This is a genomic window from Bacillus thuringiensis, from assembly GCF_001595725.1.
Classification (GTDB): domain Bacteria; phylum Bacillota; class Bacilli; order Bacillales; family Bacillaceae_G; genus Bacillus_A; species Bacillus_A thuringiensis_K.
This window is the reverse complement of the sequence record NZ_CP014282.1, coordinates 2143876-2169025: the sequence shown is the minus strand read 5'-3', so window position 1 is coordinate 2169025 and position 25150 is coordinate 2143876. Positions and strand designations below refer to the sequence as shown.

Below are 25150 nucleotides of genomic sequence, written 5' to 3'. Positions count from 1 at the left end.
AAAAGCACCCTCAACGGATGCTTTTTGTTTCTCGCTAAATTTTCCTACTACCATTATTCATTAGCAATAATTTAGTTGTCCACGAATTTCACCATTAGGATGTTGTACTGTATGAACATTAATATATATGTTTCCAGATATAATCTCATTTACAAGAGTGCCTAATGTTTGACCCGCTAACGGTCCAACCAAATCTTCTTGAGTAATCATTCCCGTAAGAGTTGCGCACTCTATTGAAACTGGATTTGTTATCGGTCCAAATAAAAAAGCTACAACAGGGCCGTTCGTTCCTTTTAATCCAAGATGCAGATGGGCAGCTACTACATCCTCTATATTGAATAAATCTAACTTGAACCTTAGGCTAAGCTCGTCCCGACTTAATTTAAAGAAACCCTCTCCTCGAGCATCTGTTTCTACTGGTGGAACTTCATTTCTACCACGCAATTTTGCAAAGAACATATCTATCACTCCTATAATTTTTATACTTCTAATATATTCTGACCCTTCTTATAAAGTGACAAAAAAGCAGCTGTTAGGTCAATTTTAATTTATTAAATATAATAGTTTAATTTATTAATTATATTAAATTCATACATTTAACTATTACGCTTTTAAAGTTTAATCCATATACTATATTAGATTACTAGAAAGGAGGCGTAAGCATGGAAAGTTGTGTTTTGTTCGTTAATGGACAACCTCTTTTAGTGGTTTCAGTTGCTGGAATCGAAATTGCTAGATTAGAGCTTTCTCTTCAAGTAGCATTGACTCTAATAGCATTAGGAATTCCAATTTGCGCATAATAGTTAGATAATTATAAAAAAGAGGGTTTAAACTCTCTTTTTTATTTATTCCTTAACAATAAAAAAGACACCACTTGGATAATGGTATCTATCGAAATATTCGTCATAAGTTTCATTACTACTAAACTAACAATCCTACTAATTCACGTGTAATTCCTGAGAACGAATAGCCATATGCAAAACCTACAATACGAACTCCTGTATTCCATTTTCAATAAGTATATGTTATTTTTCTAAAAAGCAGTTTCTATTACCAGTTTTCATGAAAACTTTTCGCTTTTGCTAACCGCTCTTTTTTATTAAACTATTAATACTCCTTGAACCCTTTTTACTTACTGCATCATATAATTTTAAACTTAGCATTCAATAAAAAATTTTCCTACTATCAAATATGCGCAATATGTGAGGCTCTTTTACAACTAGTCTATTTATCGCTCCCTTCTAACTCCTCACTTTCTTCACGTATTTGTCCAATTAATGAAAATACAGAACCTACGGCTTGGATCCAACTTCCTATGGTATCTATTGACTGGCCTTCTTTCTTTTTATCCGGTTGACTATTTGCTTGATTGTCTAAAATTTCCCCTGTATCATTTACTAGATTTTCTTTACTATCCTGCCGATCTCTTCTAATACTTTTTAGCTCATATATCCCTCCAATCGCTTGCAAGGAATTTCCTATAGCTTGCAATAAGTTTCCTACAACATTAAAAGACTCATCTTTATCTGAAGTATCTTCAAATTCATCTGCTAATGCTGTAAGTCCTCCTAAAGCCTGCGCCCAATTTCCAGAAATAACTAATTTAACTTTTGTTTCATCTGTAAAATCAATAACTAACCCTGATATTACAGTTACATTACCAATTGATTGGATTTCGTTTCCAATTTTTTCAAAGGAAATTTCCCCTTGACCATCAGCCTCTAAAGCGTTACCAACTGCTTGCAATGTGTTTCCATATATATTCAGATTCTCCCTTACATTACTGCTTATAAAATAGAACGGTGTACTTCCAATAGCGGAAGTTATTGTACCTATAGCTGCTATCAATGCACCAAATATTTCTTTTAATTGGTTCTCCATTTATAACCTATCCCAACATTAAATAATTACTTTTATCCTATTTAATCACACAGCTCTCTGTTAGAAATTCAAACTGTCCCTTAACCTGTTCCTTCTTTATTATATTGTCTTATAAAAACAAACATCCTTAAAAATAACACCTATATATTGATCGTTTCTCTACATTGTTTTGTATAATACATATTACTAACACCGCTTTTTTTATGTTCCTATCTTTAAATGTATTAAACCACTTACTAGTCATTATTCTCTTCACATAAATTGCGCATTTTATGATTGGAAAAAATAAATAAATTCCCATTAAACTTTTTAACCTTCATTATATTTCCTATTAATAACTAAGCGTTGATATATATCCAATTAGAACCTCCCGATTTTCTTGAAAATTTTTTAAAAACTTAGAAGCGATAATAATTTATCTATATCACGATCTAAACTACTCTTCCTAGCCATACATATTCTTCGCCTTCGAATCATGTCTCTATAAAATAAAAAAACAGCTATTAAACTGCTTTAAATTCATTTTATCCCCAAAAGAAATGATATATATATTCTCCCGTTACACTTTGATCGATTCCAACAATTCTAGCAAATCTCATCAAGTCCGCTCCCTGAAGAAAATACATTGTGAGCGTAACTGGCACTTGTGACCACATAAATTGATAAAACTCCTCGACTCTCCGATTTGTCGAAACAATTAAATCATTTACAGGTCCTTGATTCCATATTGAAGTTCTAACTGAAGTAAACGGAATATCTTTCCCATTAACCACTATTCTGGCCATACTTTGAGTTATGTCCACACCAATTCCCTCCATCGTTATAAAAATCGGACCTGTTTCTACAGTCATATTTTATAAATATTCTTGACTGTTATAAATGATTAAGGCAAATCCCTAATAAAGTTTTTTATTAATTAATTTCCATTACATTTATATAAATTCTAGCCTTATACAGTTTTTATAATAAAATATGAAATATTCATGTGTTATCTTCAATACGTTCTTTTCTTTTTATAATTTCGTGTGAGATATACCATGACTTGAAGCCCTAGCCTCCTAATCCTAGGGCTTCTCCATTGAAATAACGATTTTAATAAAACTTTTCACCTTTTAACTGGACAAGCATATATTATTGTATGGAGGCATCCACTCATAGAAATCTATCTTTCTTGTGAAAGAGCATGCTTATATGCATGTTCTTTTTCGATATTATGAAATAAAGACTTCACATACATTAGAGAAATACATACAATACTTATGATCATCTCATTATGAATCATTTAGTATCATTTTCCATACATTCCTTGGTCATGGAACGCCTTTCTCCCAAGGCGTTCTTTAATTTCCAGATAAGGGGTTTGTTAAAGAATTGAATAAAGTGAAACTCTAATCAATGGGGGGTGTTCATCCCCCACTGATTATTAGCCCTTACCAATCGGGCTTTTACGGGCAGCCCGACCCCCACCTAACTTCTTTGCTTCTGCTGAATTTTAAGGTGGGGTCTTACTGCTCACAAATAGCGGGCTAAAATCTTTAAATCCACTGAAACCATGTTCCTTTGTCTCTCTGATTCCATCAATTATAGAAAATAGCTAAACCAATTAACGCCTTTGTTCACTGTAGTAATTTTCTTGTATAATAAAAGTTAATTAATCTAGAAGGGACTGAATTATGCGCAGATATCAATATTTTTAAACTACCTATTCTTACAACATAACGGAGGTAAAAGTATTGATTACTGAACTACACACACAACGATTATATTTAAGGCAAATGAAAGCATCTGATTCATTAAGTATGTTTAAAATATGGTCTGATCCTGATATTACTAAATTCATGAATATAAGTAATTTCACCGATGAAAGCCAGGCAAAAGATATGATTCAATTTCTTAACGAACTCGCTCAAAATAATAAAGCTATACGTTTTACTATTATTGAAAAAGAATCTAATCACATTATCGGTTCATGTGGCTATAATTCCTTAGATTTTGAAAACTCAAAGACTGAGATTGGTTATGATATTTCAAAAAAATTTTGGGGTAAAGGATATGCCCCTGAAGCAATATCCTCTTTATTAGATTATGCTTTTACACATTTAAAACTATATCGTGTTGAAGCAAAAGTTGAACCTGCAAATGTAAATTCCATAAAGGTATTAGAAAAATTAAACTTTACTTTTGAAGGGACTCTGAGAAAGAGCGAAAAATCAGCTGGAAAGCTTATCGATTTAAATATCTATTCGAAATTAATAAGCGATTAATTTTAGTCACTCTGCCCACACTCAATCAAAGTGTGGGCTTCTTTAATTGCTGTATAAAATTCAGAAGTTTGACACAATCCTGGAAAAAGCTTATAAAGTAAAGTGAGGTTCCGTTATTTTCACACTTAGAAGTGCAGTCATGTTATATACAATTTAAAATACAGTTTTATAAGTGTGAACGAACTACAAAACTAAAAAACAAATAATAAGTTTGCAACATGTTTGCAAATACGAATTTTGCATATAAATTCGTGTAATATTGAAAGGAGTTTTACTTATGAAAGAAATTAAAACAGAACAAGAATTCAAAGACATCATCGCAAGCGAGGAGCCTGTAGTTGTTAAGTTCTTTACTACATGGTGCCCAGATTGCGTACGTATGGACAACTTTATCGGAGATGTAATGGAAGAGTTCAATAAATTTGAATGGTATTCTATTAATAAAGATGAGTTTCCAAGTATCGCTGAAGAGTATCAAGTAATGGGTATTCCAAGTTTACTTGTATACCAAAATAGTGAGAAGCTAGGCCACTTACATAGTGCTAATGCAAAAACTGAAGAGCAAGTTACTGAGTTTTTAGAAGCATACTAAAATAAAAGCCCTCTGGAAAATATTTTTCAGAGGGCTTTCATCTGTTTTCACAATTATCTTTTGATGTTTTTCATCGTTTAATGAATTACACCCTGTCATTATAAGAATAGTACATAGTAAGAAAAGTATTCGCTTCTTCATCCATCTACCCTCCTATCTCTTTAGTAAATAAACTCTAATTAGGTTCACACCCTGACTTTGTACTTTTCAACATATTTTTCCTTCACGAAACTTTGTTATCCCCTTCTTAAAAAGCTATAAAACGTCAACAATGTTTGTATAGACCCACACGACTTTCGTTTGATACTCTATTTATAGAAAGAAATTCCTTTAAAGAAAGGTGAGTGATTAAAATGGATACTCTTTCTCATAAAGAAGCTGATAAAGGTGCTATTGTCAGCATTATGGCCTACATATTTTTATCCTCTATGAAAATCATCATCAGTTATATTACCCTCTCTAGCGCATTGCGTGCTGACGGTTTAAATAACTTAACGGATATCGGTGCTTCTTTAGCAATATTAATTGGTCTAAAAATATCTCGTAAACCTCGTGACCCAGATCATCCGTATGGGCATTCGCGGGCCGAACAAATCGCATCACTTGTTGCTTCCTTCATTATGGCAACAGTCGGATTAGAAGTTGTTATTAGTGCCATTCAATCTTTCTTAAATCCGAAACACGCAGCGCCTAATGTACTCGCTGCATGGGTTGCTTTATTTTCTGCTGTCGTTATGTATTGCGTGTATTTGTATACGAAAAAAATTGCAGCACGAACAAAAAGTAAATCATTAGAAGCCGCTGCAAAGGATAACTTATCAGATGCACTCGTAAGTATTGGTACTGTAGTAGGTATTGTCGGTTCTCAGTTCCAAATGCCTATTTTAGACCCTATTGCCGCTTTAATTGTCGGTCTTATTATTTGTAAAACTGCATGGGAGATTTTCGTAGAATCTTCTCATATGCTTACAGATGGAATTGATCCTGATAAAATGGAAGAATACGCTGATGCTATTGAGCATATTGGCGGTGTGGAAAACATTGTAGATATTCGAGCACGTATGTACGGGAATCAAACGTACGTTGATATTACAATTGAAGTAGATGCTCGTATGGATGTTGGAGAAAGTCACTGTATTACCGACAACATCGAAGCTATGCTTCGCAAAAAGTTTGGAATTTACCATGCACACATTCATGTTGAGCCAATGAAAAAAGAACCTATTATGACATAGGTTCTTTTTTTATAAACGTTTTATGGAATATAACACATAAAACGAGCCAGCTACCGCCGGCTGCCCATCCTGCTAATATGTCAGATGGATAGTGCACGCCAAGATATATTCGGCTAACTGAAATAGATAATACAACAAAGCTTGCTATAAGAATAATTAACAATTTTTTATGCAACGAAATACGCTCTTCAGTAATTGTGACGTATGCAATAAATCCTAAAAAAGCAGTAGCATTCATCGTATGACCGCTCGGAAAACTATATCCAGTTGCAGTAACAAGCTGCGTGACATCAGGTCTTGCTCGTTCGTACCATAGTTTAAGCATACTGTTTAAATAACGAGATCCGTAGTAATTAATTGTTAGAAGCAACGCACTAAGCAACTTTTTTCTAACGAGAAAATACATTACAAGAATAATGAGTAATGGAAAATATATTCTTTTGGAACCGATAAAAGACACCCAAGTAAAATAGGTCGTCAAATAATCGTTTCGAAAGCTTTGAATAAAATGTGCGACTATATTGTCAAAGTTCTCAATACAAGCGGTATGATACGAAAGTGATAATACGACAAAACAAATGAGTAACGTAAAACTTAGCAAGTATAAATGTCGATATCGTTTCACATACATAACCTCACTATGCAAAAAAATGGAGCGGTTGTTTTAGTTTTCCTCTCCATTTCTTTTTTATGCATAGTTTATTAAAAAATATAATTATTAATTTTTTGCTTCATCTCAGGGATATCTTCTCTTGTTACGGTAAAACGAATCACCTTCTCATCAAGATCAAGTGCCTCAGCGAATAAACCAGCTAATCCACGTGATTTTCTATCTACTTCCATAATTATTTCTAATCGGTCGTATGCACGTGGCAAGATTAATAATTCTAATTCATCTAATTTCCCATAGTACTCTCCAGAAACCGGAATAAACTCAAATTCTTGTGCGAATGGAACTTGCTTACGTAATCGATGCGGTAATTCTTCACATTCTATATGACGTGCTTTAAACCCTAATTCATTTACACTATCTAAAACACTACTTAATAATGCATTGGGTAACACTTGAACGTAGTCGCGGTCACTTGGGTCTATACTACGTTTAATATCAAGACCTGTATGAATCCAAACCGTTTTCATACCAAGTGTAAGTGGTGCTTCAATTGGCATTGGAAAAGAAAATGGAATGTCAACTGTTTCATTCGGTTCTACAGAAAAAGGTTCGGTTAAGCGTACTCGCTCTAAATCATATGTTGTTGTTACTTTTTTATCATCCACTTCTCGTACATACGACGTCGATAATGTTAAGTAAATGCTTTCAATTTGTTGGCTAACTGAACCTCCAGTTATATGAACTTTTCCAACTATTTCTTCCCCAACAATATACTCATCTTTTTCAAGAACAGTATCTACCTTTGCCCTTCCAATACCAACGCTTGCTAAAAACTTTTGAAACATGGAGTCTCCATCCTTTCTAAAGCAGAAGCTACATCTTGTTTTAAATCTTGTACATTCTCATAGTACGGCGTTTTTATTTGTAACATTCGCATAAGCATTTCGCGAGTATAATGTTCCAAAGTTAATTCTTCGTACCATGGTTTTTCCTGTTTTTCATTAGATTCATATCCTGCATATAATAAAAATAATGAGAAATGACCGAGCGCATAAAAGTCGCTACGAAAGTGAACTTCTCGCATCAAAGCTTGTTCACCTTCGTAAGTTGTAGCTCGCTCATCATCCTCACCTTTCCATTTAGCCAATCCAAAATCAATAATACTAATTTGATTTTCTTTCATTAGTATGTTTGGAATGCGTAAATCTCGATGAATAATGCCTTCACTATGAAACACCGATACAATTTCTAATATTTCATATAAAATCTCAAAAACTTCACGTTCTGTATATACATACCCATCTATGAAAATATAATCTTCAAAATTTTTACCAGGCATGTACTCCATCACAAAGAAGCTCTTTTTCTCCCATAGGAAATGATCATATAGACTAGGAATTGCATGATGATTTAATGTTTGTAAAATCATTTTCTCTTGTTCAAATGATCTTCTACCAGACTCATATCTTTGTTTACTTTGTCTTAATTGTTTTAAGACTTTATACCTATTTATTTGTAAATCATTAACGACATATGTAACCCCATAACTGCCCATTCCAATTACTGATTCAATTTTATAACGCTCTGCAACAATTGTATTTTTTCGCAGTGGTCTATCAAATAATGCTAGTACACGACGCCATTTCATCAGCTGCTTGAAAAGAAGCTACGGCTTTTACGTTTTCTTTTATAATGTTGATGTCCATAACCAGATGAACGTCGTTTATAATCGCTACTTGAATACGAGCGCCCTCTACGACGATAATCACTACTTGAATACGAACGATATTTTTTCTTTCCTAATAAAGAATCAATAATTTTTTTGAACATTCCTTCACCTCTTGAGTAAAATTTCCTTTTCATTATACCAATAATTATTGACTATATTTGTGACAGGTTTGTAAAGAGTAAAAAACGACGAGTTATGCCCGTCGTTACTTTCATTCATCCTCTTCATCAAAAACTTCATCAATCATGCATTTCTCTAATAAATACTCAAATGTAATATCTGCGAGATCTTCAATTTCTTCTCGTTTTGGGACGTACCCTCTTTCAATTAGTTGCTCATAAAAAAACTCCGCAATCTCTTCCGTATCAATCACGACTTCAATTTCCTTCATGAGCATCACTCCTTTATTTCTGTTTTATGAAAAAATCTCAAAATTATGTATATGAGATTAGAAAAATAGATTTTATTTTTTTATAGGTCATAACCTTTGGACGAGATACATACGATTGTAGTACAAGCTATTCAAAGGGGGAAATAATAATGGAAAATCAATATGAAGTAGGACAAACAAAAGAAGAGTTCATGCATGAAGATCAATGGGCAGACTCTCTTATAAAGTGGCTTTTTATTTTTTTAATAGTTGTAGGCATACCTTATACTGCATATGTTGTTGTTCAATTTATTCTCTCTTTCTAGTTAACTATTTTTTCTCTGTCAATTTAACTAAATAATTATGAACAACATCCATTACAATTTTATATTCTTCATCTTTAAATGTATCGAACAATAATTGATAATCGTTATAAATATCAAGTAATCCATCAATGATTTCTTGACGATTCGTCTTAACACTCACTTTTTTCGAGTTGTTAATTGACTTTAACTTCCCTAAATCTAATTTATTCATACCTGCTTTATCTTGTTTCATTTTCTTCAAAATTGCATTTGCCGTTTGAGCATTGGCGAGTAACGTTAAATCTGATTCATCCGCTTCTAACCATTCACCATCCGTAATCCGTGACAATTCATAAATTGTATCTTCCCATGCGTCATTCTTATATCTCCATACTTCTGTACGAAAACCAACAATACGGAAAACATCTTTATCATATCCAGTTACTTGCACAAGATCACCAAACGTAAAATTATAATTTAATTCAATCCACTCCGTATCGCCCTTTTTCATATCTTGCTCTGTAACGTGCTGCAATGTTTGCTCTACGTAAAAGCCATCGTGATTATTGACTTCGTATACATAAACTCCATCTAAAACCTTCATATTTGTGATTTTCCCAACGGTTCCATATAGCGTAATCACGACTATGTCCCCTACGTTGTATTTAGGTTGTTTTTTTCTTGCCATCTCTATCTCTCCTTTTTTTGACGTCGTGATTTTGATATCAGTATATGCAACCTACATAAAAACGCTTATCACAGAAGCTTATATTCATAAATTTTTTCAATAAAAAATATAATCTTATAAAATTTACATTACACTCAAAAAAAAAGCTAGTAACTAGACTAGCTTCAAATCAACAAATTTCATAATAAAAAACATACAGAATACTTCACTTTAAATAAAGTAATGTATTCTGTATGTTTTCAAATAGTTTTTATCTATCTTGTATGTATAAATCCCAGGCTTCATCAAATATAGACATACTTTCTAGCATTCCGCTCAACTCTAAGTATGAACTAATTTCATCATAGTCTTCAGATTGCTTCGGAAAACTTAAATCATCATACATCGCCTCTGCTAAATCTGAAATTTCATTTCTAAATAAAGCTGCACGATGCTTCATCATATAATGGTAAAATGTCTTTTTCAAAAATATTCCCTACCTTTCTAACTTGGGTACATTATACAAGGCAAAAAAGAAAAAAACCAGCATAAAAGCTGGTTAAAAGTCGAAATAATTTCTTTTTAATAGACGTGGTCTTCCCATTAATTCTTCATATGTTAGTTGTTTTGGTAAATCTTTCGTGTAAATTAAGAATAATTGATCTTCAATTTCTTTTACTGTATGGTCTGATTGATAGTCCATCCCGCACGAGGAACAAGAAATACATGGTGTCTCTTGGATTTCAATGGCTTTCGTACCATCTGGTAATTCCCAATATACAGTATTCAAGCTTTCTTTCGCTTCTGTACTGTCACACCACATACAATTCATACTGCATCACCCTCAGTTTTTTTGTCGTTTTCTTCTAATTTAGCCATTTGTGCTTGATATTTTTTATCTTTTAATTGATCGCGCTTATCACGTTTATCTTTTAAAGATGCATGAGTATCATTATCTTCGTAGTCTTTACGACGGTTCATACGCTGTAAGTCGTCTGGAACGAGGTTAAATTTCTTATCGCTCATAAGACCTGCGATACCAACATCTGAACGTTTTTCTTCGTAGTTCGGATAAATCTCTTTAAAGTATCCTTCCGCTCTTCCTGGAATATAGCTCTCTGGCTCTGGATACGTCGTAATAACACCTTCAAAGTTACGAAGTACAACTTTATCTGCACTTTGTGAGATTAAATAGTTTGGTTGAAGTGCAATTTTACCGCCTCCACCTGGCGCATCAACAACGAATGTCGGAACAGCATAACCAGATGTGTGTCCACGTAAACCTTCAATAATTTCAAGACCTTTAGATACTGGTGCACGGAAGTGACCGATACCTTCAGATAAGTCACATTGATAAATGTAGTATGGACGTACACGGATTTTTACTAAGTCATGCATAAGTTTTTTCATAATTGGAACGCTGTCGTTAATACCAGCTAAAATTACTGCTTGGTTTCCGACTGGAACACCAGCATTCGCTAACATTTCACATGCCTTTTTCGATTCTTCAGTAATTTCAATAGATGTATTGAAATGTGTATTTAACCATACTGGATGGTATTTTTTAATAATGTTACATAAATTTTCTGTAATACGTTGTGGGAATACTACTGGTGCTCTCGTTCCGATACGAATAATCTCAACATGCGGAATCTCTCTTAAATTTTTTAATACATATTCTAAAATTTTATCGTTAATTAGAAGTCCGTCACCACCTGAGATTAATACATCTCGTACTTGTGGCGTTTCACGAATATAAGTAATTGCATCATCTAATTGTTTCTTCGGTACACCCATTCCAATTTGTCCACTAAAACGACGGCGTGTACAGTAACGACAATACATAGAACATTGATTTGTTACTAGGAATAGTACACGGTCTGGATAACGATGTGTTAGCCCTGGAACTGGTGAATCTTCATCTTCGTGAAGTGGATCTTCTAAATCATATTTTGTTTTATATAACTCTTCCGAAATCGGTACTGATTGCATCCGAATCGGACAGCGTGGATCATCAGGATTCATTAGCCAAGCATAGTATGGTGTAATGTTTAACGGGATCGTTTTCGTTGAAATTTTAACGCCCTCTTCTTCTTCAGGTGTTAAGTTAATCACTTTTCTTAAGTCATCTAACGTTTTGATCGTATTCGTTAATTGCCAAACCCAATCATTCCATTGCTCTTCAGTAACATCTTTCCATAATTCGATATCCTTCCAGTGACGATTTGGTTTGTATACATCATGTAACATTGCTATTCCCCCTTTTTATACGCTCATTCTTTATATAAGCAATAGTTATGCCAACTTTACATTGTTGATAAGTAATTGTGCGGAGAACCCTATTACATAAGCGAAAAAATATTTTTAAGCGTTGTATGAAATCAATACTTAACATCATATTCATTACTATTTATATATGTAAACGCTCTTTTATTCGTGCAAACACATAAAAACCGCCGATTATTCGGCGGTTTTGTCGTACTTGCTCAGTTTATATTGAAGCGTTTGACGAGGGATACCCAATATTTTTGCGGCTTGTAATATATTCCCTTCCGTTTCAATCAACGCTTGATCTATCAATTCTTTTTCTGTTTGATGAAGTGCTTCTCTAAGTGGCATTATACCCTTCTTCTTCGAAAACGTCTCTTTCCGAAATATACGTGGTAAACAATTGGCTGTTAATGTATTTCCTTCTGCAATAATAACAGCATGTTCAATCGTATGTTTTAACTCCCGGACATTTCCAGGCCACTGATAAGCTTGCAGTCTATCTTTCGCTTCCTCATCAATTTGAAGTACACCTTTTTTATAACTTTTATTATATTCTTTCAAAAAATAAGATGCTAATAATAGTACATCCTCAGTTCTTTCACGAAGCGGTGGGATATATAATGAAAATACGTTTAAGCGATAATATAAATCCGTGCGAATTTTATTCTCTCGTAAACATATTTCTGGAGGCTGGTTCATCGCGGTAATAACACGAACATCTACTTTTCTCGTCTTATTATCACCAATTCTTCTAATGACTCCATCTTCTAACACTCGTAACATTTTTGCCTGCAAATCAAGAGGCATTGAATTCAGTTCATCTAAAAATAATGTACCACCATCAACCAGTTCAAATAGCCCAGCTCTTTCAATCGCTCCTGTATAGCTTCCTTTTGTCGTTCCAAACAATAAACTTTCTAGTAGCGACTCTGGTAAAGCTGCACAGTTTTGTGCAATAAATGGCTTATTTTTTCTTTTAGAAGCTTCATGAATTGCTTGTACGAACAGTTCTTTTCCTGTTCCTGTTTCACCATATATTAAAACATTCGCGTCTGTTGGTGCTACTTTTTGTGCTAACTCTTTCGTCTGTTTAAACCGCGTATCATTTGTCACTATCGTCTCAAATGCAGCGTGCTTTTTAATCACTTTTTTTCTAGATGATCGCTTTATTTTCGACTGTAAATCAACAATTGTGTCAGTAAGTTTTTGAATTGTAGAGTAATCCTTTGCAATTTCAACAGCCCCAGCAATATTCCCATCTATAAAAATAGGTAATGTCGTATTTACTGTACAAACATCTTCACCATTTAAATTTTGATAATGCTGTACTTGATGTACGATAGGTTTTTTTGTATCTAGTACTTTCATCAATGTACTCGTTTCCCTTGATAAAGACGGGAACGCTTCTAACAGATGTTTCCCTAACACTTTTTCAATCTTCGATCCATCGTGTTTTGCAGCTACAGAATTATAAAATATTGTAATTCCATTCTCATCTACAGCGTGTATAGCCTCATCAATACTGCCCAAAATCGCTTCAATGACTTCTTGTGTCGAAACTGCTAGCAATGTCATCCCCCCTCTTGCCGAAAATTCAGCAATTATATGCCGAATTTTCGGCATACCTATGTGCGATTGTAAGCATGACGATTCCGTTCTATAATTTTGATCAATTTTATATTTTCATTAGATAACTCGAGACTCTAATTAGTACGGCTTTTCGAACACCCAGCTCCACCTAACTGTTTTGCTTTACAGCCAAATTTTGAGGCGAAATTTTTACTGCTTTCGAATAGCTAGATAGATTTTTCACCCATATATTCATATCTTCCAACTTATCGAAAATGTAACAATTATTCGCCAGTCTTCCTGTATACGTATAGCCTAACTGATGAAAGGCAGCATTCATTCCGAAAGAAAGCGATCGAGCAATTGTATAGGAGCAGAAAATAGATCTTTCTCGAAGCTCTTCCTCTAATTTAATTAGTAAACTTTTCATAAATCCATGTTTACGATATTCAGGTAAAGTAGCACAATTTGTTAATTCTGCATTCCCTTCCTTTATGTTCATTTCTGCAGATGCTGTACTAATAATTTTCCCCTCAAATTCATATACGTAGTAAATTGTATCGTCTTCTTTCATCGTCTGTAATACATAACTCGCTTCATTTAAAGGTGTCGGATACACTTCAAACACTTTTCCGAATACAATTGCTAATTCTTCTGCATCTTCTTCAGTCGCTTTTCTCAGCAAAAATTCCTCTGGAACTACTTTTTCTTTTATTTCTTTTGCTTTTACACCGCTTAATATAGTATCTTCCTCAGTCCAATACATACTATTTCGTCTTTCATCATTATTATATTTCACGAAAAAGTATGCATCGTGTCCTTGAAAATAATGAGGTATCGTTGCTTCCAACAAAAAACCGAAAGAGAGCCATGTTGAAACATGCTCTCCCTTTCCTTTAATAATGCATTTAGTGAAAGAATGTTTCTCTGCTAGTTCGTCAATTGTCTGTATAATACTTTCAACATTTCCTGTATAGTGATCTACCCGGATACGTTTATTAAAATAATCTAAAACGCCTTCTACTGTATAACAATTCGTCTGTTCTCTAAAAGATTCATAGTATTTCATTTTTTCACCTCACACCAATCTAGTAATGTACATGCAATAATTTTTGCGGCAGCTATCATTTTATCAACTTCTATATATTCGTTTGGATAGTGTGCTACTTTCGTCTCTCCTGGACCAAATACTATTGTTGGTACGTTTGCAATTTGTGTAAATAAACCTCCATCAGTCCCCCACGGAGATGCTTCAATAATTGGTTCGTTCCCTTCGATTTCAACAAAGTTGTGATGAAGTGTCGTAATGAGTTCATGATTCTCTTCTAGTTCACCAGGAACCCATCTCGCTCCAAACCATTCTACTTCTACTGGATTTTCAACAAACCAATTGTCCACATCATTTAATTCAGCAATCCAATTCTCAAACTCTTCTTTTGCCGCCTCTATAGTCTCATTCGGCGCAACACCGCATCTTCCTTCTAAAATTAATTCATCGGGAACAGAACTTGGCCAACTCCCTCCTTCAATTTTCCCAATGTTAATTGGAATCGGAATCGGAATTCCTTTAAATAACGGATCTGTAATTCGACTATTTCTTTTCTCCTCTAGCTTTCTTACATGTTCTATAACAAACATACTTTTTTCAATTGCACTAACCCCTTCATAGCGCGTTCCACCGTGTGCAGCTTTCCCTTTTACACGTAGACGAAACCACATGGAACCTTGTTGTTTCGGGAAAAACTTCATATTAGTAGGCTCTGGAATAATGACACCATCTGCCTTATATCCTCGTAATATAGTTGCTAATGTCCCAGCTCCGCCACTTTCCTCTTCTATTACACTTTGAAAATAGATGTCTCCTTTTAATTCAATGTTAGATTCAATAATCGCTTCCATCGCAAGCATAAGTGCGACATTTCCGCCTTTCATATCCGTCGTTCCACGGCCATATATACGATTTCCTATTTTCTCACCGCTATAAGGATGATGTTCCCACTGATTCACATCCCCTTCTGGAACTACATCAATATGCCCATTTAATATCATAGATTTCCCGTCGCCACTTCCTTTTAAAGTTGCTACAATATTTGGGCTATCTGAAAAACTTGTACGGGGTGATACAAAATAAGGATGATCTTTCATTTTAGAAAAAGAAGGCTCCCATATATCAAGGTCTAAACCTAATTCACGTAATTTTTCAATCACAATTGCCTGCGCTCCGCTTTCATCACCAGATACGCTCTTTTCTTGAATTAATCGTTTTAAAAATTTCACACTTTCCTCTTCATGGCTCTCAATATAATCACAAACTTGCTTTTTTAATTGCTCCATATATTACATCTCCCTTCATTCAATTACTAGTAAGTTAGAACTAATTTGAAAATCAGCTTCTGTATGTCGTTTTACATCTTCTACTGTGTATGGGCTCATTAATTCTAGTAATATAAGTCCACTCGGAGTTACCTCCATGACTGCCATATCAGTAATAATTAAATCTACACATTTCTTTGAAGTTAATGGCAATGTACACTCTGAAACAATTTTTGCATTTCCGTACTTATCAACATGATTCATCACAACAACGACCCGCTTCGCTTTTTGTGCTAAATCCATTGCTCCACCAATACCTGGAACACGTTTTCCAGGTACAATCCAGTTTGCTAAATCACCATTTTCACTTACTTGTAATGAACCAAGAATCGTTATGTCTAGCAAACCTTTTCGAATCATACCAAACGCTGTGCAACTATCGAAATAACTCGCTCCTGTTATAAGAGAAGTTGGTAAACCTGCTGCGTTACACAAATTTTCGTCTTCATTCCCTTTACTTGGCGTTGGTCCCATGCCGACGATTCCATTTTCCGCATGAAACATAACATTTATATCGTCAGGCAAATGATTTGGTACAAGCGATGGTATGCCAATACCTAAATTTACAATCATGCCATTTTGTATTTCTTTCGCCGCTCGCCTAGCAATCTTATCCCTCACTTCTACGCCCATACCCATTTCCAGTTCACTCCTTCCGACGGTACAATATAATTTACGAAAACACCTGGAACGACAATTTCCTCTGGATCTAAACTTCCAAGCGGAACTATTTCTTCTGCTTCTACAATTGTTATATCCCCAGCCATAGCTACGTGAGGATTCATATTTCGTGCACTTTTGTCAAATACAAGGTTACCAAACGGATCTGCCTTTTTCGCATATACAATTGAAACTTCAGCAGTTAACGCTGTTTCAACTAAGTAGGTCTTACCATCCATTTCAACTGTTCGTTTTCCCTCTTCCACAATCGTATCAACACCAACATCAACTAAAACACCACCAAGACCAACGCCACCAGCGCGAATGCGCTCTGCTAATGTTCCCTGCGGAGAAAACTCAATTTGTAATCTTCCCTCGTTTAGTTGCCTTCCTGCATTTGGATTGGAGCCAATGTGAGAAGTAATTAGTGATTTAACTCTTTCATTTGTAACAAGACGACCGATACCTACATCAGGAAATCCAGTGTCATTTCCAACCAAATTTAAATTTGTAATGCCTTTTTCTAAAATTGCCTGTATTAAAGATGGAGGGGATCCAATCCCTCCAAATCCCCCAAACATTAATGTCATATCATCATGGAACAAAGAAATTACTTCCTCAATTTCTTTTAATTTACCGAATGTATTTGTAATAGTTGTCATGCGATACTATGCCCTCCTTTTTGCATCATCTCTTCCACACTTTTAGAGAAAATTGAAAGTAATTCATCTAACTCGGAATATGTAGTTGTCATTGGCGGTGCTACAAGCAGTGCACTATCTTCTTTTCCTGCTTGCCCTGAAACGGCTTGGTATAAAAGTAGCCCATTTTTAGCTGCAACTGAAATAAGCTCTGACGCTTTTGTAAACGGTTGCAATTCTACTCCGATTAGCAACCCTTTTCCGCGCACATCAGCAATGATTGTCGATTGTTGCTGAACTTTCTGTAAGCCTTTTATTAAATACTCTCCCTTTTCTGCTGTTTTTTCAGGGAGATTATGTTTCTCCATATATTCAATAACAGCTAAAGCCGTTGCTGCAGACAAGGGATTTGCACTTAACGTATGACCGCTCATTACTGAACGTGATCCACGTAATATTGGTTCCATAACACGATCACTTACAACTGTCGCTGCCATCGGTGTATATCCCGCTCCTAACCCTTTACCAAGTGTCATAATATCCGGCTCTACACCCCAATGCTCCATCGCAAACCATGCTCCAGTACGACCAAGCCCAGTCATTACTTCATCCGCAATAAATAAAATATCGTAATGATTACAAATATCTTTAATGACTTTATAATAGTCCTTCGGCGGAACAACCGCGCCTCCAGCTGCTCCGATAATCGGCTCAGCAATAAAAGCAGCAATATGCTCTGCACCAATTCTTTCAATTGATCTTTCTAGTTCAGTCGCACATGCCAGCTGACAAGTTGGATATACCTTTTGAACAGGACATCTGAAACAATATGGAGCTGGTATAGTCGGATAGTCTTCCAAAATAGATACAAAACGTTGTCTACGTAGTGGGTGACCAGACATCGATAAAGCACCCATCGTAATGCCGTGATAACTCATCCATCTTGATAAAATTTTATGTTTCCCTTGAATACCTCGCTCTTGAAAATGCTGAATTGCAATTTTCATAGCTGTTTCATTCGCTTCCGTACCACTATTTACAAAAAAACTCCAGTTCAAATCTCCTACACTTAAATCACTTAACTTCTTCGCTAATTTTTCAGCTGGTTCACTCGTAAACTGTGATCTATAAACGAAAGCAATCTCCTCAGCTTGCTTTTTAATAACGTCTGCAATCTCCTTTACGCCATGCCCAATACCTGCCGTAATTGCTCCTGACGAACCATCAAAATATTTATTGCCATTTTGATCATACAAATAAACACCTTTTCCATGTGAAATCATTGGATACGGCTGACCAACAAGTGGTTTAATTAAGTAATCGCGCATAGCGCTCCCCCATTTCTCCAATTTGTATATATATATGAAGAAAATTGACGTTTCTTTCATAAAAAAGAATCCTCTGCAAAAGCAGTGAATTTATCAAAAAACTATTATAAAATATACAAATGAGTGCTTAAAAATATTTATAAAACAGAAAATTCAGAACTCTAAACGAAGACCAATCCTTTTCTATACGCCCAAATAACCCTCCCTTTTATATGAAATGACTACATCACCAAATGTTTTTATAGCATAATGTCAGCTGTCCTTAAATGCCGACATTCTGTACACTTCGACGGAACTCCCGTTAAACTCCTTCCTATTATCCTACTTTAAATTGCATATTTTAAAACAAATTTCGACACCCCACCTTACTAATCAATTCAAATTCCTATTTATTATGTAAACTTTTCATTTTTAAACTATAAAAAAAGAACCGATTAACCACACTAATCAGTTCGTCATGACGCTCTCTTATGGGTTAATACTGTCAATTGCTAAAATAAATAGAAAAATGAAGTTTACAAATTCATCCTACAGCTTATAACACAAAATCTTTTCATAACTTCATTCACAATTACTATCGGGATATCCCTATCCCGAAGTGGCACTCCTTTTCTCAGATTTAAATTATCTTTCCTTTATAATTTATGTAGGACAATTATCACTTTGTATGTGTATTTGCCTATAATTAAAAAAATCCCTAGTTTTCTAGCGATTTTTGGACATGTATTCTATATGTTAATTGAAATGCACTTACAATTTGGCATTTATTTTACTTTCATACAGTCATATGTACTGCTTTACTCTGCGAAATACTCATAAGCACCAGCACCTCTTTATGACAACATATTTGTTGTCAATTTTTAATTTCCCCTCTATAAAATCATTTTTTTCGCATAACCGCTTTCTTGCTTCGCATATAGTTTTAATGATGACAAAGGAGGAATGTTCATGTCTCAATCTGAAATCGAAAAATATGGACAAGAAGTTACACAATACGAACAGCTCGCACGTTACTATCAGTTTCGTAATCCTAAAAAATATATAGAATTATATATGAAATATTACGATGCACTATCAAAACTTGTACAGGCGTATGAAACAAGAGATTCACAAGAAGCTGCTTTACCTTCACATATAAGAATTTTTCATGCCAATCCAAATATACCGGCTGTTGACATTTTAGTAAACGGACAAAAAGTTATTAAAAATATTTCATTTAAGCAATTCAGCCCTTATTTATCATTAGTACAAGGTAAATACCGTATAGATATTGTTCCTGTCGGAAATGAAACTCCAATCTTTTCAGCGCTGGTACCAATAATGGGAAATCATACTTATACTCTTGCTGCAATAAATAGTGACAATCACCTACAATTACAACCTATACTTGATAATACACATTTACCAGCTGGTCAAGCCAAAATACGCTTTGCACATTTCTCTCCAGATACCCCTGTTGTAAATGTAGATTTAAAAGATGGGGATCATTTATTTGAAAATGTACTCTTTAAACAAATAACAGATTTTTTGCAAGTTAGCCCTGGTACAGCAGATATTGAAATTTCACTCGCAGATAATAAAAACGTTTTACTGACTATACCGAAATTCAATGTTGAACCAAATGTTATTTATACAATTTCAATAGTAGGTTATTCAACTAAAGATCCTAAATTAGAAGCTGTCATACTCACAAATTAAAACAGTCTACACCATTCATTTGGTGTAGACTGTTTATTTTTGAAATGCAATTTGAAATTCTGTCCAATCGTTATCTGATCGACACATAATGGACCCATTATGTTTTTCCACAATTTGTTTACATACAAATAATCCAATACCAGTTCCTAACTTTTTAGTAGTTACAAATGGTTCAAAAATCGTTTCTACATTTTCAGCTGGAATCATTGGTCCATTATTTTTTATCACAATTCGAATAGCTTGATCTTCTTCAAATACATCGATGATAATTTTTCGTTCTTCTTTCATTGATTCAAGAGCATCAATTGAATTCATTAATATGTTTAAAAATACTTGTCTCACTTCACTTCGATAACCAACAAGCGGAATTGGATACGGTAAGTTCTTTTCAATCAAAACATTCGCATTGACCAAACTCGGATATAAGAATTGTATAATGTCTTGAAACAAGTCATTAAGCCAAAACCGTTCCGATTCATTCCACATTTCTTTTTTCGATACGAGTAAAAATTGCGAAATACGAAAATTTAATTGGTCTAATTCATGCGAAATAATATCTAAATACGATAAACTCGGATGATCTGCCTTTAATAATTTGACAAACCCCATAATGGAAGTAAGCGGATTACGAAATTCATGTACAAAACTAGCTGACATTTGTCCTAAAATCGTCAGTCTTTCTTTATGTGTTTCGTTAATATATTGCTGTTTTTCCTCTAAATTCTTCGATATAATTTCCGAGTATTTTAAAACGGTATAATAAATTAATTTGTCAAAACAAGTATGTATTTTTGCCATAATTGGTTTCAATTCACGAGCACTAACATCTAATTCACACATCGCTTCGAAAAGTTCATTTCTTCCCACGTTTGCGTTATAAACAAAATCTCCAATATTCGCATCTGCTCCAGCACGTTCAATAGCAATTTTCTCGCATAACGGTTGAAGATAATTTATATCTTTATCTTCCATAGTAAGTTCGATAATTAACTCTAGTAAATCCTCTCCATTTTGAACTACTTCTAGTTTAAATGGATCTTTTTCGGAAATTATCATTTTGTTTTTCCAGTTCTCTACGAATTGGTGCCTATTGTTTTTCAAGTGTGAACAAAATATTTCTTTAATATCCTTATCGATTGGAAAAACCTCCATTCCCTCCATTTCCATACGACGAATACCCTTTATATTTTGAATATTAACACAAAAAATAAGATTCGTTAATAGATTTTTGTCACATTTTGTTAATTTCTGTTGATAAAATTATTTTTTTCTTTCTTATTTAACTAATTGTATGTAAATCCCCTTTTTCCTTCACATATTTTCATTATTTCCTTAGTCAAAACGACTTTTTTTTGCATCATTTTTAATTCTTGCGTACAATAGAAAATGAAAGGTGTGAAAAATATGGTAAATAAAAATGTGGAAGATTATCTCCAAGAAGGCATTTACGGCCAAAAGCAAAACAAACCAGAAGAACGTAATATGTATTTAACTACATTACGTGAGCGTGTGGAAATCGCTTTAACGATCGGTCAAGTAATGCAAAGTAATGTATACTCTGAAGTGGCGGGTAGCATGCGCTCTTCTCAATCATTACAACTCCTCCTAAATGGTGGCATTGCTTACCCACATTTATCAAAATACATTAAATTAGCAAACGAAAAAAATGTTCCTTTTACAATTGTTCAAAATAAAGATACAAAAACACCAATCGGTTTAGTATTAACTCATGCTACTGCTGTAGATAAAGAACAAATTTATGTAGAAGATACTATTTTCAAACAAGAAATGAAGTAAAAGTTACACTTAATTAAATAGTTACTAGAAGCGTAAAAAACGAGTATGGAATCGTAAACATTTCCTACTCGTTTTTTAGCGCAAGTTTTAAGTTTTTCTACTTTATTTTTTAATACATACTAATTTCATTTCTGTCATTTCTTCTATTGCATATTTAATTCCTTCGCGCCCCGTGCCACTTTCTTTCACGCCACCATAAGGCATATGATCTACTCTGAACGTTGGAATATCATTAATCATGACACCACCAACCTCTAGCTCATCAATTGCACGCATTGCTTTAAATAAATTATTTGTAAATACCCCTGCCTGTAAGCCGTAACGCGAATTATTTACTTGCTCAATCGCTTCATCAAATTCTTTAAATGTATTTACTGTCATGAGTGGACCGAATACTTCTTGGCACTGCACAGATACATGATCTGGAACATTTGTTAATACAGTTGGTTCAAAAATTCTTGCATCCTGCTTTTTACCACCGCATAAAACAGTTGCTCCTTCCTTAATTGCTTCTTGAACCCACATATCAATTCGCTCTACATCTTTTTTTGAAATTAAAGCTGATACATCCGTTTCCTCAAGCAGTGGATCACCAACAACAACTGATTCCATCGCTTTCTTTAGCTTCGAAAGAAATTCATGTATTTTCGTTTCATGTACAAAAACACGTTGTACGGAAATACAAACTTGCCCATTATTAACAAATGCTCCCCATTTTACACGTTCAATTATTTCATCTGTTAACTCTACATCTTCATCAATAATAACAGCAGCATTTGAGCCTAGTTCTAACGTAACTCGTTTTAGCCCAGCCTTTTGTTTTATTCCGATTCCAACTTTTGGACTTCCGGTAAAAGTAATAGAAGCAACATAATCATTTTTGACGATTGCCTCACCAACCGTGGAGCCAGGGCCAGAAATGATATTTAAAGCTCCATTTGGCAATCCTGCCTCTTTAAATAACTCAACTAATGCATAAGATGATAATGGCGTTTGATCAGCTGGCTTTAATACAACTGTATTTCCGGCAGCAATTGCTGGTCCAACTTTATGCGCTACTAAATTTAATGGGAAATTAAATGGTGTAATAGCCCCTATAACCCCAATCGGCTTTCGGATTGTATATGCAATACGCCCATTCGCACCAGGTGCGGCGTCTAATGGCAATGTTTCACCATATATACGCTTCGCTTCTTCAGCTGCAAATTTGTACGTTTGAACAGTACGATCTACTTCTCCCCTTGCAGCACGTATTGGTTTGGCAGCTTCTTTTGCAATAATCTCTGCAAATTCTTCTCTTCTTTCATCCATTTTTTGTGCAACTTTCTCTAAAATAGTCGCACGATCATATGCAGATAATTTATTCATTTTTGTCATTGCATTTTTTGCAGCAGTAACAGCCTCTTTTACATCTTCTTCCGTTCCTTGTGCAATTTCCGCTAATGTTTCTTCAGAATATGGTGCGTATAATGGTTTATACGTGTTTACAGTTTTCCAATCTCCATTTATATATAAATGCTTTTTCATACTTCTTCTCCTTCCAAATATATGTATACAACAATATTTCACCTAGTGAAAGAACTGACTTATTTCATTGTATCATAGCCCCTATCCCTCAAAAAACATTATGCTCAAAAAAACTCTGCTATATAGCAGAGTTTACGAGCTAATTTGCTCTTGTAACGAAATTTGTTTTTCATCTTCTAAAATAACAATCGATTCTACTATCTTTGTAACTTCTAATCTTTTTATATATCGTCCATCTAATTCTTTCACACAAAACTTATAATTTTCAATTTCAATGGAATCTTCTTCAGCAATCTCTATATTCTTCGTTAAAATCCAACCACCGATTGTATCAACACCATCATCATCAATCCCTAAACCAAATAACGTATTCACTTCACTAACAAGTACTTTTCCCTCTAGTATCGTCTTCGTTTCACTAACCTTTTGAATTTCTGGCTGCTCATCCGTATCAAACTCATCCTGAATATCTCCAACAATTTCTTCCAGAATATCTTCAACAGTAACAAGTCCAGATGTTCCACCATATTCATCTATCAATATAGCAATATGTGTTCTTTCTTTTTGCATTTTTAAAAACAAATCATGAATTGGAATAGAATCGATAACTAAAATAATTGGTCTCATATATTGCTCTACTGTCTTCTTATTAGCAGCTTTATGTTGTACAAATTCAGTAAAAATATCTTTAAAATTCACAAAACCTATTACATGGTCTTTGTCGCCATCAACAACTGGATACCTTGTATATTTTTCACGAGACATTTTTTGCAAAGCTTCTTCAGCAGGCATCTCTTTACTTATAATATTCATTTCAGTTCGAGGTACCATTATTTCTTTTGCAATCCGATCATCAAATTCAAAAATTTTATTCACATATTTATATTCAGATTGATTAATCTCACCATTTTTATAACTTTCTGAAACTAACAACCGTAATTCTTCTTCTGAATGTACCTCATCATGCCCCTTCGGCGGTTTCAGCCCTAGCAGCTTCGTAATGATTCGAGCTGAACCATTTAATAGCCAAATGAATGGGAATGCAATACGATAAAAGAAAATTAACGGCTTAGAAACAAGTAAACTCACCTGTTCAGATTTTTGAATTGCAAATGTTTTTGGGGCCAATTCCCCTATTACAACATGTAAAAAAGTAATTAACAAAAACACTAAAATTACAGCAAAAATGTCTGCTAGTTGAGTAGAGATATTCCAATTTGCAAAAAGCGTATCAAACATTTGCTTTAACGCAGGTTTACCAAACCACCCAATTCCTAAAGCTGTAACAGTAATTCCCAGCTGACAAGCAGATAGATATTCGTCTAAGTTTGTAATGACTGTTTTGACCGATGTTGCACGATTATTTCCTTCTGCAATTAAATAGTCAATTCGTGAACTTCTCACTTTAACAATTGCAAATTCTGCTGCAACGAAAAATGCCGTTAAGGCAATTAAAACAATCACTATACTTATACTATATATGTCCAAATACTTTTCCTTACTTACATTGTAAGCAAGGAAGCCACCTCCTACTTAATTTTATTCAAGTGAAGTAAGCATTCTAATACTCTAACAAAATTCTACATTAGCAACCACCTTTTTATATATTATATGCATACATAAAAAAGAT

At 34.2% G+C, this 25150-nt stretch carries 28 protein-coding genes; 7 read left to right on the top strand and 21 right to left on the bottom strand.

Features of this window, described 5'->3' with window-relative positions; translation table 11 throughout:
* Positions 1 to 60: 60 nt before the first annotated feature.
* Positions 61 to 459, bottom strand: a complete 399-nt coding sequence (locus tag AXW78_RS11065) for a CHRD domain-containing protein (RefSeq protein WP_000464545.1) — start codon at positions 457 to 459, stop codon at positions 61 to 63.
* Positions 460 to 662: 203 nt separating this feature from the next.
* Here AXW78_RS11065 and AXW78_RS32060 point away from each other — a divergent pair, with 203 nt between their 5' ends.
* The gene (locus AXW78_RS32060; protein WP_000443219.1) at positions 663 to 800 is read left to right on the top strand and encodes a DUF3956 family protein; all 138 of its coding nucleotides are present in this window, start codon (positions 663 to 665) and stop codon (positions 798 to 800) included.
* A 424-nt stretch (positions 801 to 1224) separates the two neighbouring features.
* Here AXW78_RS32060 and AXW78_RS11060 read toward each other — a convergent pair whose 3' ends face one another.
* Positions 1225 to 1881 carry a DUF6944 family repetitive protein gene (locus AXW78_RS11060; RefSeq protein WP_046946336.1) on the bottom strand — a complete coding sequence of 219 codons (657 nt, stop codon included), beginning with the start codon at positions 1879 to 1881 and terminating at the stop codon, positions 1225 to 1227.
* 524 nt (positions 1882 to 2405) lie between these two features.
* Entirely contained in the window at positions 2406 to 2732 is a 327-nt protein-coding gene (locus AXW78_RS11055; RefSeq protein WP_002164002.1) for a hypothetical protein, read from the bottom strand.
* 882 nt (positions 2733 to 3614) lie between these two features.
* On the opposite strand from AXW78_RS11055, the gene AXW78_RS11050 reads away from it, so the two are divergent.
* The 3 genes from AXW78_RS11050 to AXW78_RS11040 all read left to right on the top strand — a co-directional run bounded on the left by AXW78_RS11050 (position 3615) and on the right by AXW78_RS11040 (position 5972).
* A complete protein-coding gene (locus AXW78_RS11050; protein ID WP_000627264.1) occupies positions 3615 to 4145 on the top strand; it encodes a GNAT family N-acetyltransferase in 531 nt (176 codons plus the stop codon).
* A gap of 277 nt (positions 4146 to 4422) precedes the next feature.
* A complete protein-coding gene (locus tag AXW78_RS11045; RefSeq protein ID WP_000658788.1) occupies positions 4423 to 4737 on the top strand; it encodes a thioredoxin family protein in 315 nt (104 codons plus the stop codon).
* 353 nt (positions 4738 to 5090) lie between these two features.
* Positions 5091 to 5972, top strand: coding sequence for a cation diffusion facilitator family transporter (locus AXW78_RS11040; protein ID WP_000380379.1), 882 nt, complete (start codon positions 5091 to 5093; stop codon positions 5970 to 5972).
* Here AXW78_RS11040 and AXW78_RS11035 read toward each other — a convergent pair.
* The 5 genes from AXW78_RS11035 to AXW78_RS11015 all read right to left on the bottom strand — a co-directional run bounded on the left by AXW78_RS11035 (position 5962) and on the right by AXW78_RS11015 (position 8705).
* Positions 5962 to 6597, bottom strand: a complete 636-nt coding sequence (locus AXW78_RS11035) for a phosphatase PAP2 family protein (RefSeq protein ID WP_000833370.1) — start codon at positions 6595 to 6597, stop codon at positions 5962 to 5964. The two genes, AXW78_RS11040 and AXW78_RS11035, sit on opposite strands and share 11 nt — an antisense overlap.
* A gap of 77 nt (positions 6598 to 6674) precedes the next feature.
* Positions 6675 to 7430 carry a sporulation protein gene (locus tag AXW78_RS11030; RefSeq protein ID WP_000486610.1) on the bottom strand — a complete coding sequence of 252 codons (756 nt, stop codon included), beginning with the start codon at positions 7428 to 7430 and terminating at the stop codon, positions 6675 to 6677.
* On the bottom strand, positions 7412 to 8233 hold the full coding sequence (locus AXW78_RS11025) for a serine/threonine protein kinase (RefSeq protein WP_000872068.1): 822 nt from the start codon (positions 8231 to 8233) through the stop codon (positions 7412 to 7414). The genes AXW78_RS11030 and AXW78_RS11025 overlap by 19 nt, the downstream gene beginning before the upstream one ends.
* Positions 8233 to 8415: a hypothetical protein gene (locus tag AXW78_RS11020; RefSeq protein ID WP_000473371.1), complete on the bottom strand. Its 183-nt coding sequence runs from the start codon at positions 8413 to 8415 to the stop codon at positions 8233 to 8235. Before AXW78_RS11020 ends, AXW78_RS11025 begins: the two co-directional genes overlap by 1 nt.
* A gap of 110 nt (positions 8416 to 8525) precedes the next feature.
* Positions 8526 to 8705: a YozD family protein gene (locus AXW78_RS11015; RefSeq protein WP_000658451.1), complete on the bottom strand. Its 180-nt coding sequence runs from the start codon at positions 8703 to 8705 to the stop codon at positions 8526 to 8528.
* 149 nt (positions 8706 to 8854) lie between these two features.
* On the opposite strand from AXW78_RS11015, the gene AXW78_RS32055 reads away from it, so the two are divergent.
* On the top strand, positions 8855 to 9010 hold the full coding sequence (locus tag AXW78_RS32055; RefSeq protein ID WP_000431486.1) for a DUF3930 family protein: 156 nt from the start codon (positions 8855 to 8857) through the stop codon (positions 9008 to 9010).
* 4 nt (positions 9011 to 9014) lie between these two features.
* On the opposite strand, the gene AXW78_RS11010 is transcribed toward AXW78_RS32055, so the two are convergent.
* The 10 genes from AXW78_RS11010 to AXW78_RS10965 form a co-directional block, all read right to left on the bottom strand.
* Positions 9015 to 9677, bottom strand: a complete 663-nt coding sequence (locus tag AXW78_RS11010) for a hypothetical protein (protein ID WP_000101499.1) — start codon at positions 9675 to 9677, stop codon at positions 9015 to 9017.
* 250 nt (positions 9678 to 9927) lie between these two features.
* A complete protein-coding gene (locus AXW78_RS11005; RefSeq protein WP_000750717.1) occupies positions 9928 to 10143 on the bottom strand; it encodes a YozE family protein in 216 nt (71 codons plus the stop codon).
* 72 nt (positions 10144 to 10215) lie between these two features.
* Positions 10216 to 10488 carry a YokU family protein gene (locus AXW78_RS11000; RefSeq protein WP_000995763.1) on the bottom strand — a complete coding sequence of 91 codons (273 nt, stop codon included), beginning with the start codon at positions 10486 to 10488 and terminating at the stop codon, positions 10216 to 10218.
* Positions 10485 to 11906 carry a lysine 2,3-aminomutase gene (ablA, locus tag AXW78_RS10995; protein WP_000902147.1) on the bottom strand — a complete coding sequence of 474 codons (1422 nt, stop codon included), beginning with the start codon at positions 11904 to 11906 and terminating at the stop codon, positions 10485 to 10487. Before ablA ends, AXW78_RS11000 begins: the two co-directional genes overlap by 4 nt.
* 210 nt (positions 11907 to 12116) lie before the next feature.
* Positions 12117 to 13502 carry an arginine utilization transcriptional regulator RocR gene (gene rocR / locus AXW78_RS10990; RefSeq protein WP_081113942.1) on the bottom strand — a complete coding sequence of 462 codons (1386 nt, stop codon included), beginning with the start codon at positions 13500 to 13502 and terminating at the stop codon, positions 12117 to 12119.
* 163 nt (positions 13503 to 13665) lie between these two features.
* Positions 13666 to 14565, bottom strand: coding sequence for a putative beta-lysine N-acetyltransferase (gene ablB, locus AXW78_RS10985; protein ID WP_000878604.1), 900 nt, complete (start codon positions 14563 to 14565; stop codon positions 13666 to 13668).
* Positions 14562 to 15830: a peptidase gene (locus tag AXW78_RS10980; protein ID WP_000436690.1), complete on the bottom strand. Its 1269-nt coding sequence runs from the start codon at positions 15828 to 15830 to the stop codon at positions 14562 to 14564. The genes ablB and AXW78_RS10980 overlap by 4 nt, the downstream gene beginning before the upstream one ends.
* Before the next feature lie 15 nt (positions 15831 to 15845).
* Positions 15846 to 16508, bottom strand: a complete 663-nt coding sequence (locus AXW78_RS10975) for a CoA transferase subunit B (protein ID WP_000525274.1) — start codon at positions 16506 to 16508, stop codon at positions 15846 to 15848.
* Positions 16493 to 17191 (bottom strand): acetate CoA-transferase subunit alpha, encoded by a 699-nt coding sequence (gene atoD, locus AXW78_RS10970; RefSeq protein ID WP_000208101.1) that lies wholly within the window; start codon positions 17189 to 17191, stop codon positions 16493 to 16495. Before atoD ends, AXW78_RS10975 begins: the two co-directional genes overlap by 16 nt.
* Positions 17188 to 18498 (bottom strand): aspartate aminotransferase family protein, encoded by a 1311-nt coding sequence (locus AXW78_RS10965; protein ID WP_001205879.1) that lies wholly within the window; start codon positions 18496 to 18498, stop codon positions 17188 to 17190. The genes atoD and AXW78_RS10965 overlap by 4 nt, the downstream gene beginning before the upstream one ends.
* A 948-nt stretch (positions 18499 to 19446) precedes the next feature.
* Here AXW78_RS10965 and AXW78_RS10960 point away from each other — a divergent pair.
* Entirely contained in the window at positions 19447 to 20196 is a 750-nt protein-coding gene (locus AXW78_RS10960) for a DUF4397 domain-containing protein (protein ID WP_000083286.1), read from the top strand.
* A gap of 33 nt (positions 20197 to 20229) precedes the next feature.
* Here AXW78_RS10960 and AXW78_RS10955 read toward each other — a convergent pair whose 3' ends face one another.
* Positions 20230 to 21363, bottom strand: coding sequence for a BA2291 family sporulation histidine kinase (locus AXW78_RS10955; protein ID WP_000425086.1), 1134 nt, complete (start codon positions 21361 to 21363; stop codon positions 20230 to 20232).
* A gap of 237 nt (positions 21364 to 21600) precedes the next feature.
* Between AXW78_RS10955 and AXW78_RS10950 the strand changes: the two genes are divergently transcribed.
* A complete protein-coding gene (locus tag AXW78_RS10950) occupies positions 21601 to 21993 on the top strand; it encodes a YueI family protein (RefSeq protein WP_000247560.1) in 393 nt (130 codons plus the stop codon).
* A gap of 102 nt (positions 21994 to 22095) precedes the next feature.
* Here AXW78_RS10950 and AXW78_RS10945 read toward each other — a convergent pair whose 3' ends face one another.
* Both AXW78_RS10945 and AXW78_RS10940 read right to left on the bottom strand, forming a co-directional pair.
* Positions 22096 to 23520, bottom strand: coding sequence for an aldehyde dehydrogenase family protein (locus AXW78_RS10945; protein ID WP_000716477.1), 1425 nt, complete (start codon positions 23518 to 23520; stop codon positions 22096 to 22098).
* A gap of 132 nt (positions 23521 to 23652) precedes the next feature.
* Positions 23653 to 25008: a hemolysin family protein gene (locus AXW78_RS10940; protein ID WP_000356249.1), complete on the bottom strand. Its 1356-nt coding sequence runs from the start codon at positions 25006 to 25008 to the stop codon at positions 23653 to 23655.
* Positions 25009 to 25150: the final 142 nt, after the last annotated feature.

Bases quoted from the DNA above. Each gene is read 5' to 3' on its own strand.
- AXW78_RS10965 (WP_001205879.1), bottom strand. From the start codon at position 18,498: ATGCGCGATTACTTAATTAAACCACTTGTTGGTCAGCCGTATCCAATG.
- AXW78_RS11000 (WP_000995763.1), bottom strand. From the start codon at position 10,488: ATGAATTGTATGTGGTGTGACAGTACAGAAGCGAAAGAAAGCTTGAAT.
- AXW78_RS11010 (WP_000101499.1), bottom strand. From the start codon at position 9,677: ATGGCAAGAAAAAAACAACCTAAATACAACGTAGGGGACATAGTCGTG.
- AXW78_RS32055 (WP_000431486.1), top strand. From the start codon at position 8,855: ATGGAAAATCAATATGAAGTAGGACAAACAAAAGAAGAGTTCATGCAT.
- AXW78_RS11065 (WP_000464545.1), bottom strand. From the start codon at position 459: ATGTTCTTTGCAAAATTGCGTGGTAGAAATGAAGTTCCACCAGTAGAA.
- AXW78_RS10975 (WP_000525274.1), bottom strand. From the start codon at position 16,508: ATGGGTATGGGCGTAGAAGTGAGGGATAAGATTGCTAGGCGAGCGGCG.
- AXW78_RS11045 (WP_000658788.1), top strand. From the start codon at position 4,423: ATGAAAGAAATTAAAACAGAACAAGAATTCAAAGACATCATCGCAAGC.
- AXW78_RS32060 (WP_000443219.1), top strand. From the start codon at position 663: ATGGAAAGTTGTGTTTTGTTCGTTAATGGACAACCTCTTTTAGTGGTT.
- AXW78_RS10950 (WP_000247560.1), top strand. From the start codon at position 21,601: ATGGTAAATAAAAATGTGGAAGATTATCTCCAAGAAGGCATTTACGGC.
- AXW78_RS10980 (WP_000436690.1), bottom strand. From the start codon at position 15,830: ATGGAGCAATTAAAAAAGCAAGTTTGTGATTATATTGAGAGCCATGAA.
- AXW78_RS10955 (WP_000425086.1), bottom strand. From the start codon at position 21,363: ATGGAAATGGAGGGAATGGAGGTTTTTCCAATCGATAAGGATATTAAA.
- AXW78_RS10945 (WP_000716477.1), bottom strand. From the start codon at position 23,520: ATGAAAAAGCATTTATATATAAATGGAGATTGGAAAACTGTAAACACG.
- AXW78_RS10960 (WP_000083286.1), top strand. From the start codon at position 19,447: ATGTCTCAATCTGAAATCGAAAAATATGGACAAGAAGTTACACAATAC.
- ablA (WP_000902147.1), bottom strand. From the start codon at position 11,906: ATGTTACATGATGTATACAAACCAAATCGTCACTGGAAGGATATCGAA.
- AXW78_RS11040 (WP_000380379.1), top strand. From the start codon at position 5,091: ATGGATACTCTTTCTCATAAAGAAGCTGATAAAGGTGCTATTGTCAGC.
- AXW78_RS11025 (WP_000872068.1), bottom strand. From the start codon at position 8,233: ATGAAATGGCGTCGTGTACTAGCATTATTTGATAGACCACTGCGAAAA.
- AXW78_RS11060 (WP_046946336.1), bottom strand. From the start codon at position 1,881: ATGGAGAACCAATTAAAAGAAATATTTGGTGCATTGATAGCAGCTATA.
- AXW78_RS11015 (WP_000658451.1), bottom strand. From the start codon at position 8,705: ATGAAGGAAATTGAAGTCGTGATTGATACGGAAGAGATTGCGGAGTTT.
- AXW78_RS11055 (WP_002164002.1), bottom strand. From the start codon at position 2,732: ATGACTGTAGAAACAGGTCCGATTTTTATAACGATGGAGGGAATTGGT.
- atoD (WP_000208101.1), bottom strand. From the start codon at position 17,191: ATGACAACTATTACAAATACATTCGGTAAATTAAAAGAAATTGAGGAA.
- AXW78_RS11020 (WP_000473371.1), bottom strand. From the start codon at position 8,415: ATGTTCAAAAAAATTATTGATTCTTTATTAGGAAAGAAAAAATATCGT.
- rocR (WP_081113942.1), bottom strand. From the start codon at position 13,502: ATGACATTGCTAGCAGTTTCGACACAAGAAGTCATTGAAGCGATTTTG.
- AXW78_RS11030 (WP_000486610.1), bottom strand. From the start codon at position 7,430: ATGTTTCAAAAGTTTTTAGCAAGCGTTGGTATTGGAAGGGCAAAGGTA.
- ablB (WP_000878604.1), bottom strand. From the start codon at position 14,565: ATGAAATACTATGAATCTTTTAGAGAACAGACGAATTGTTATACAGTA.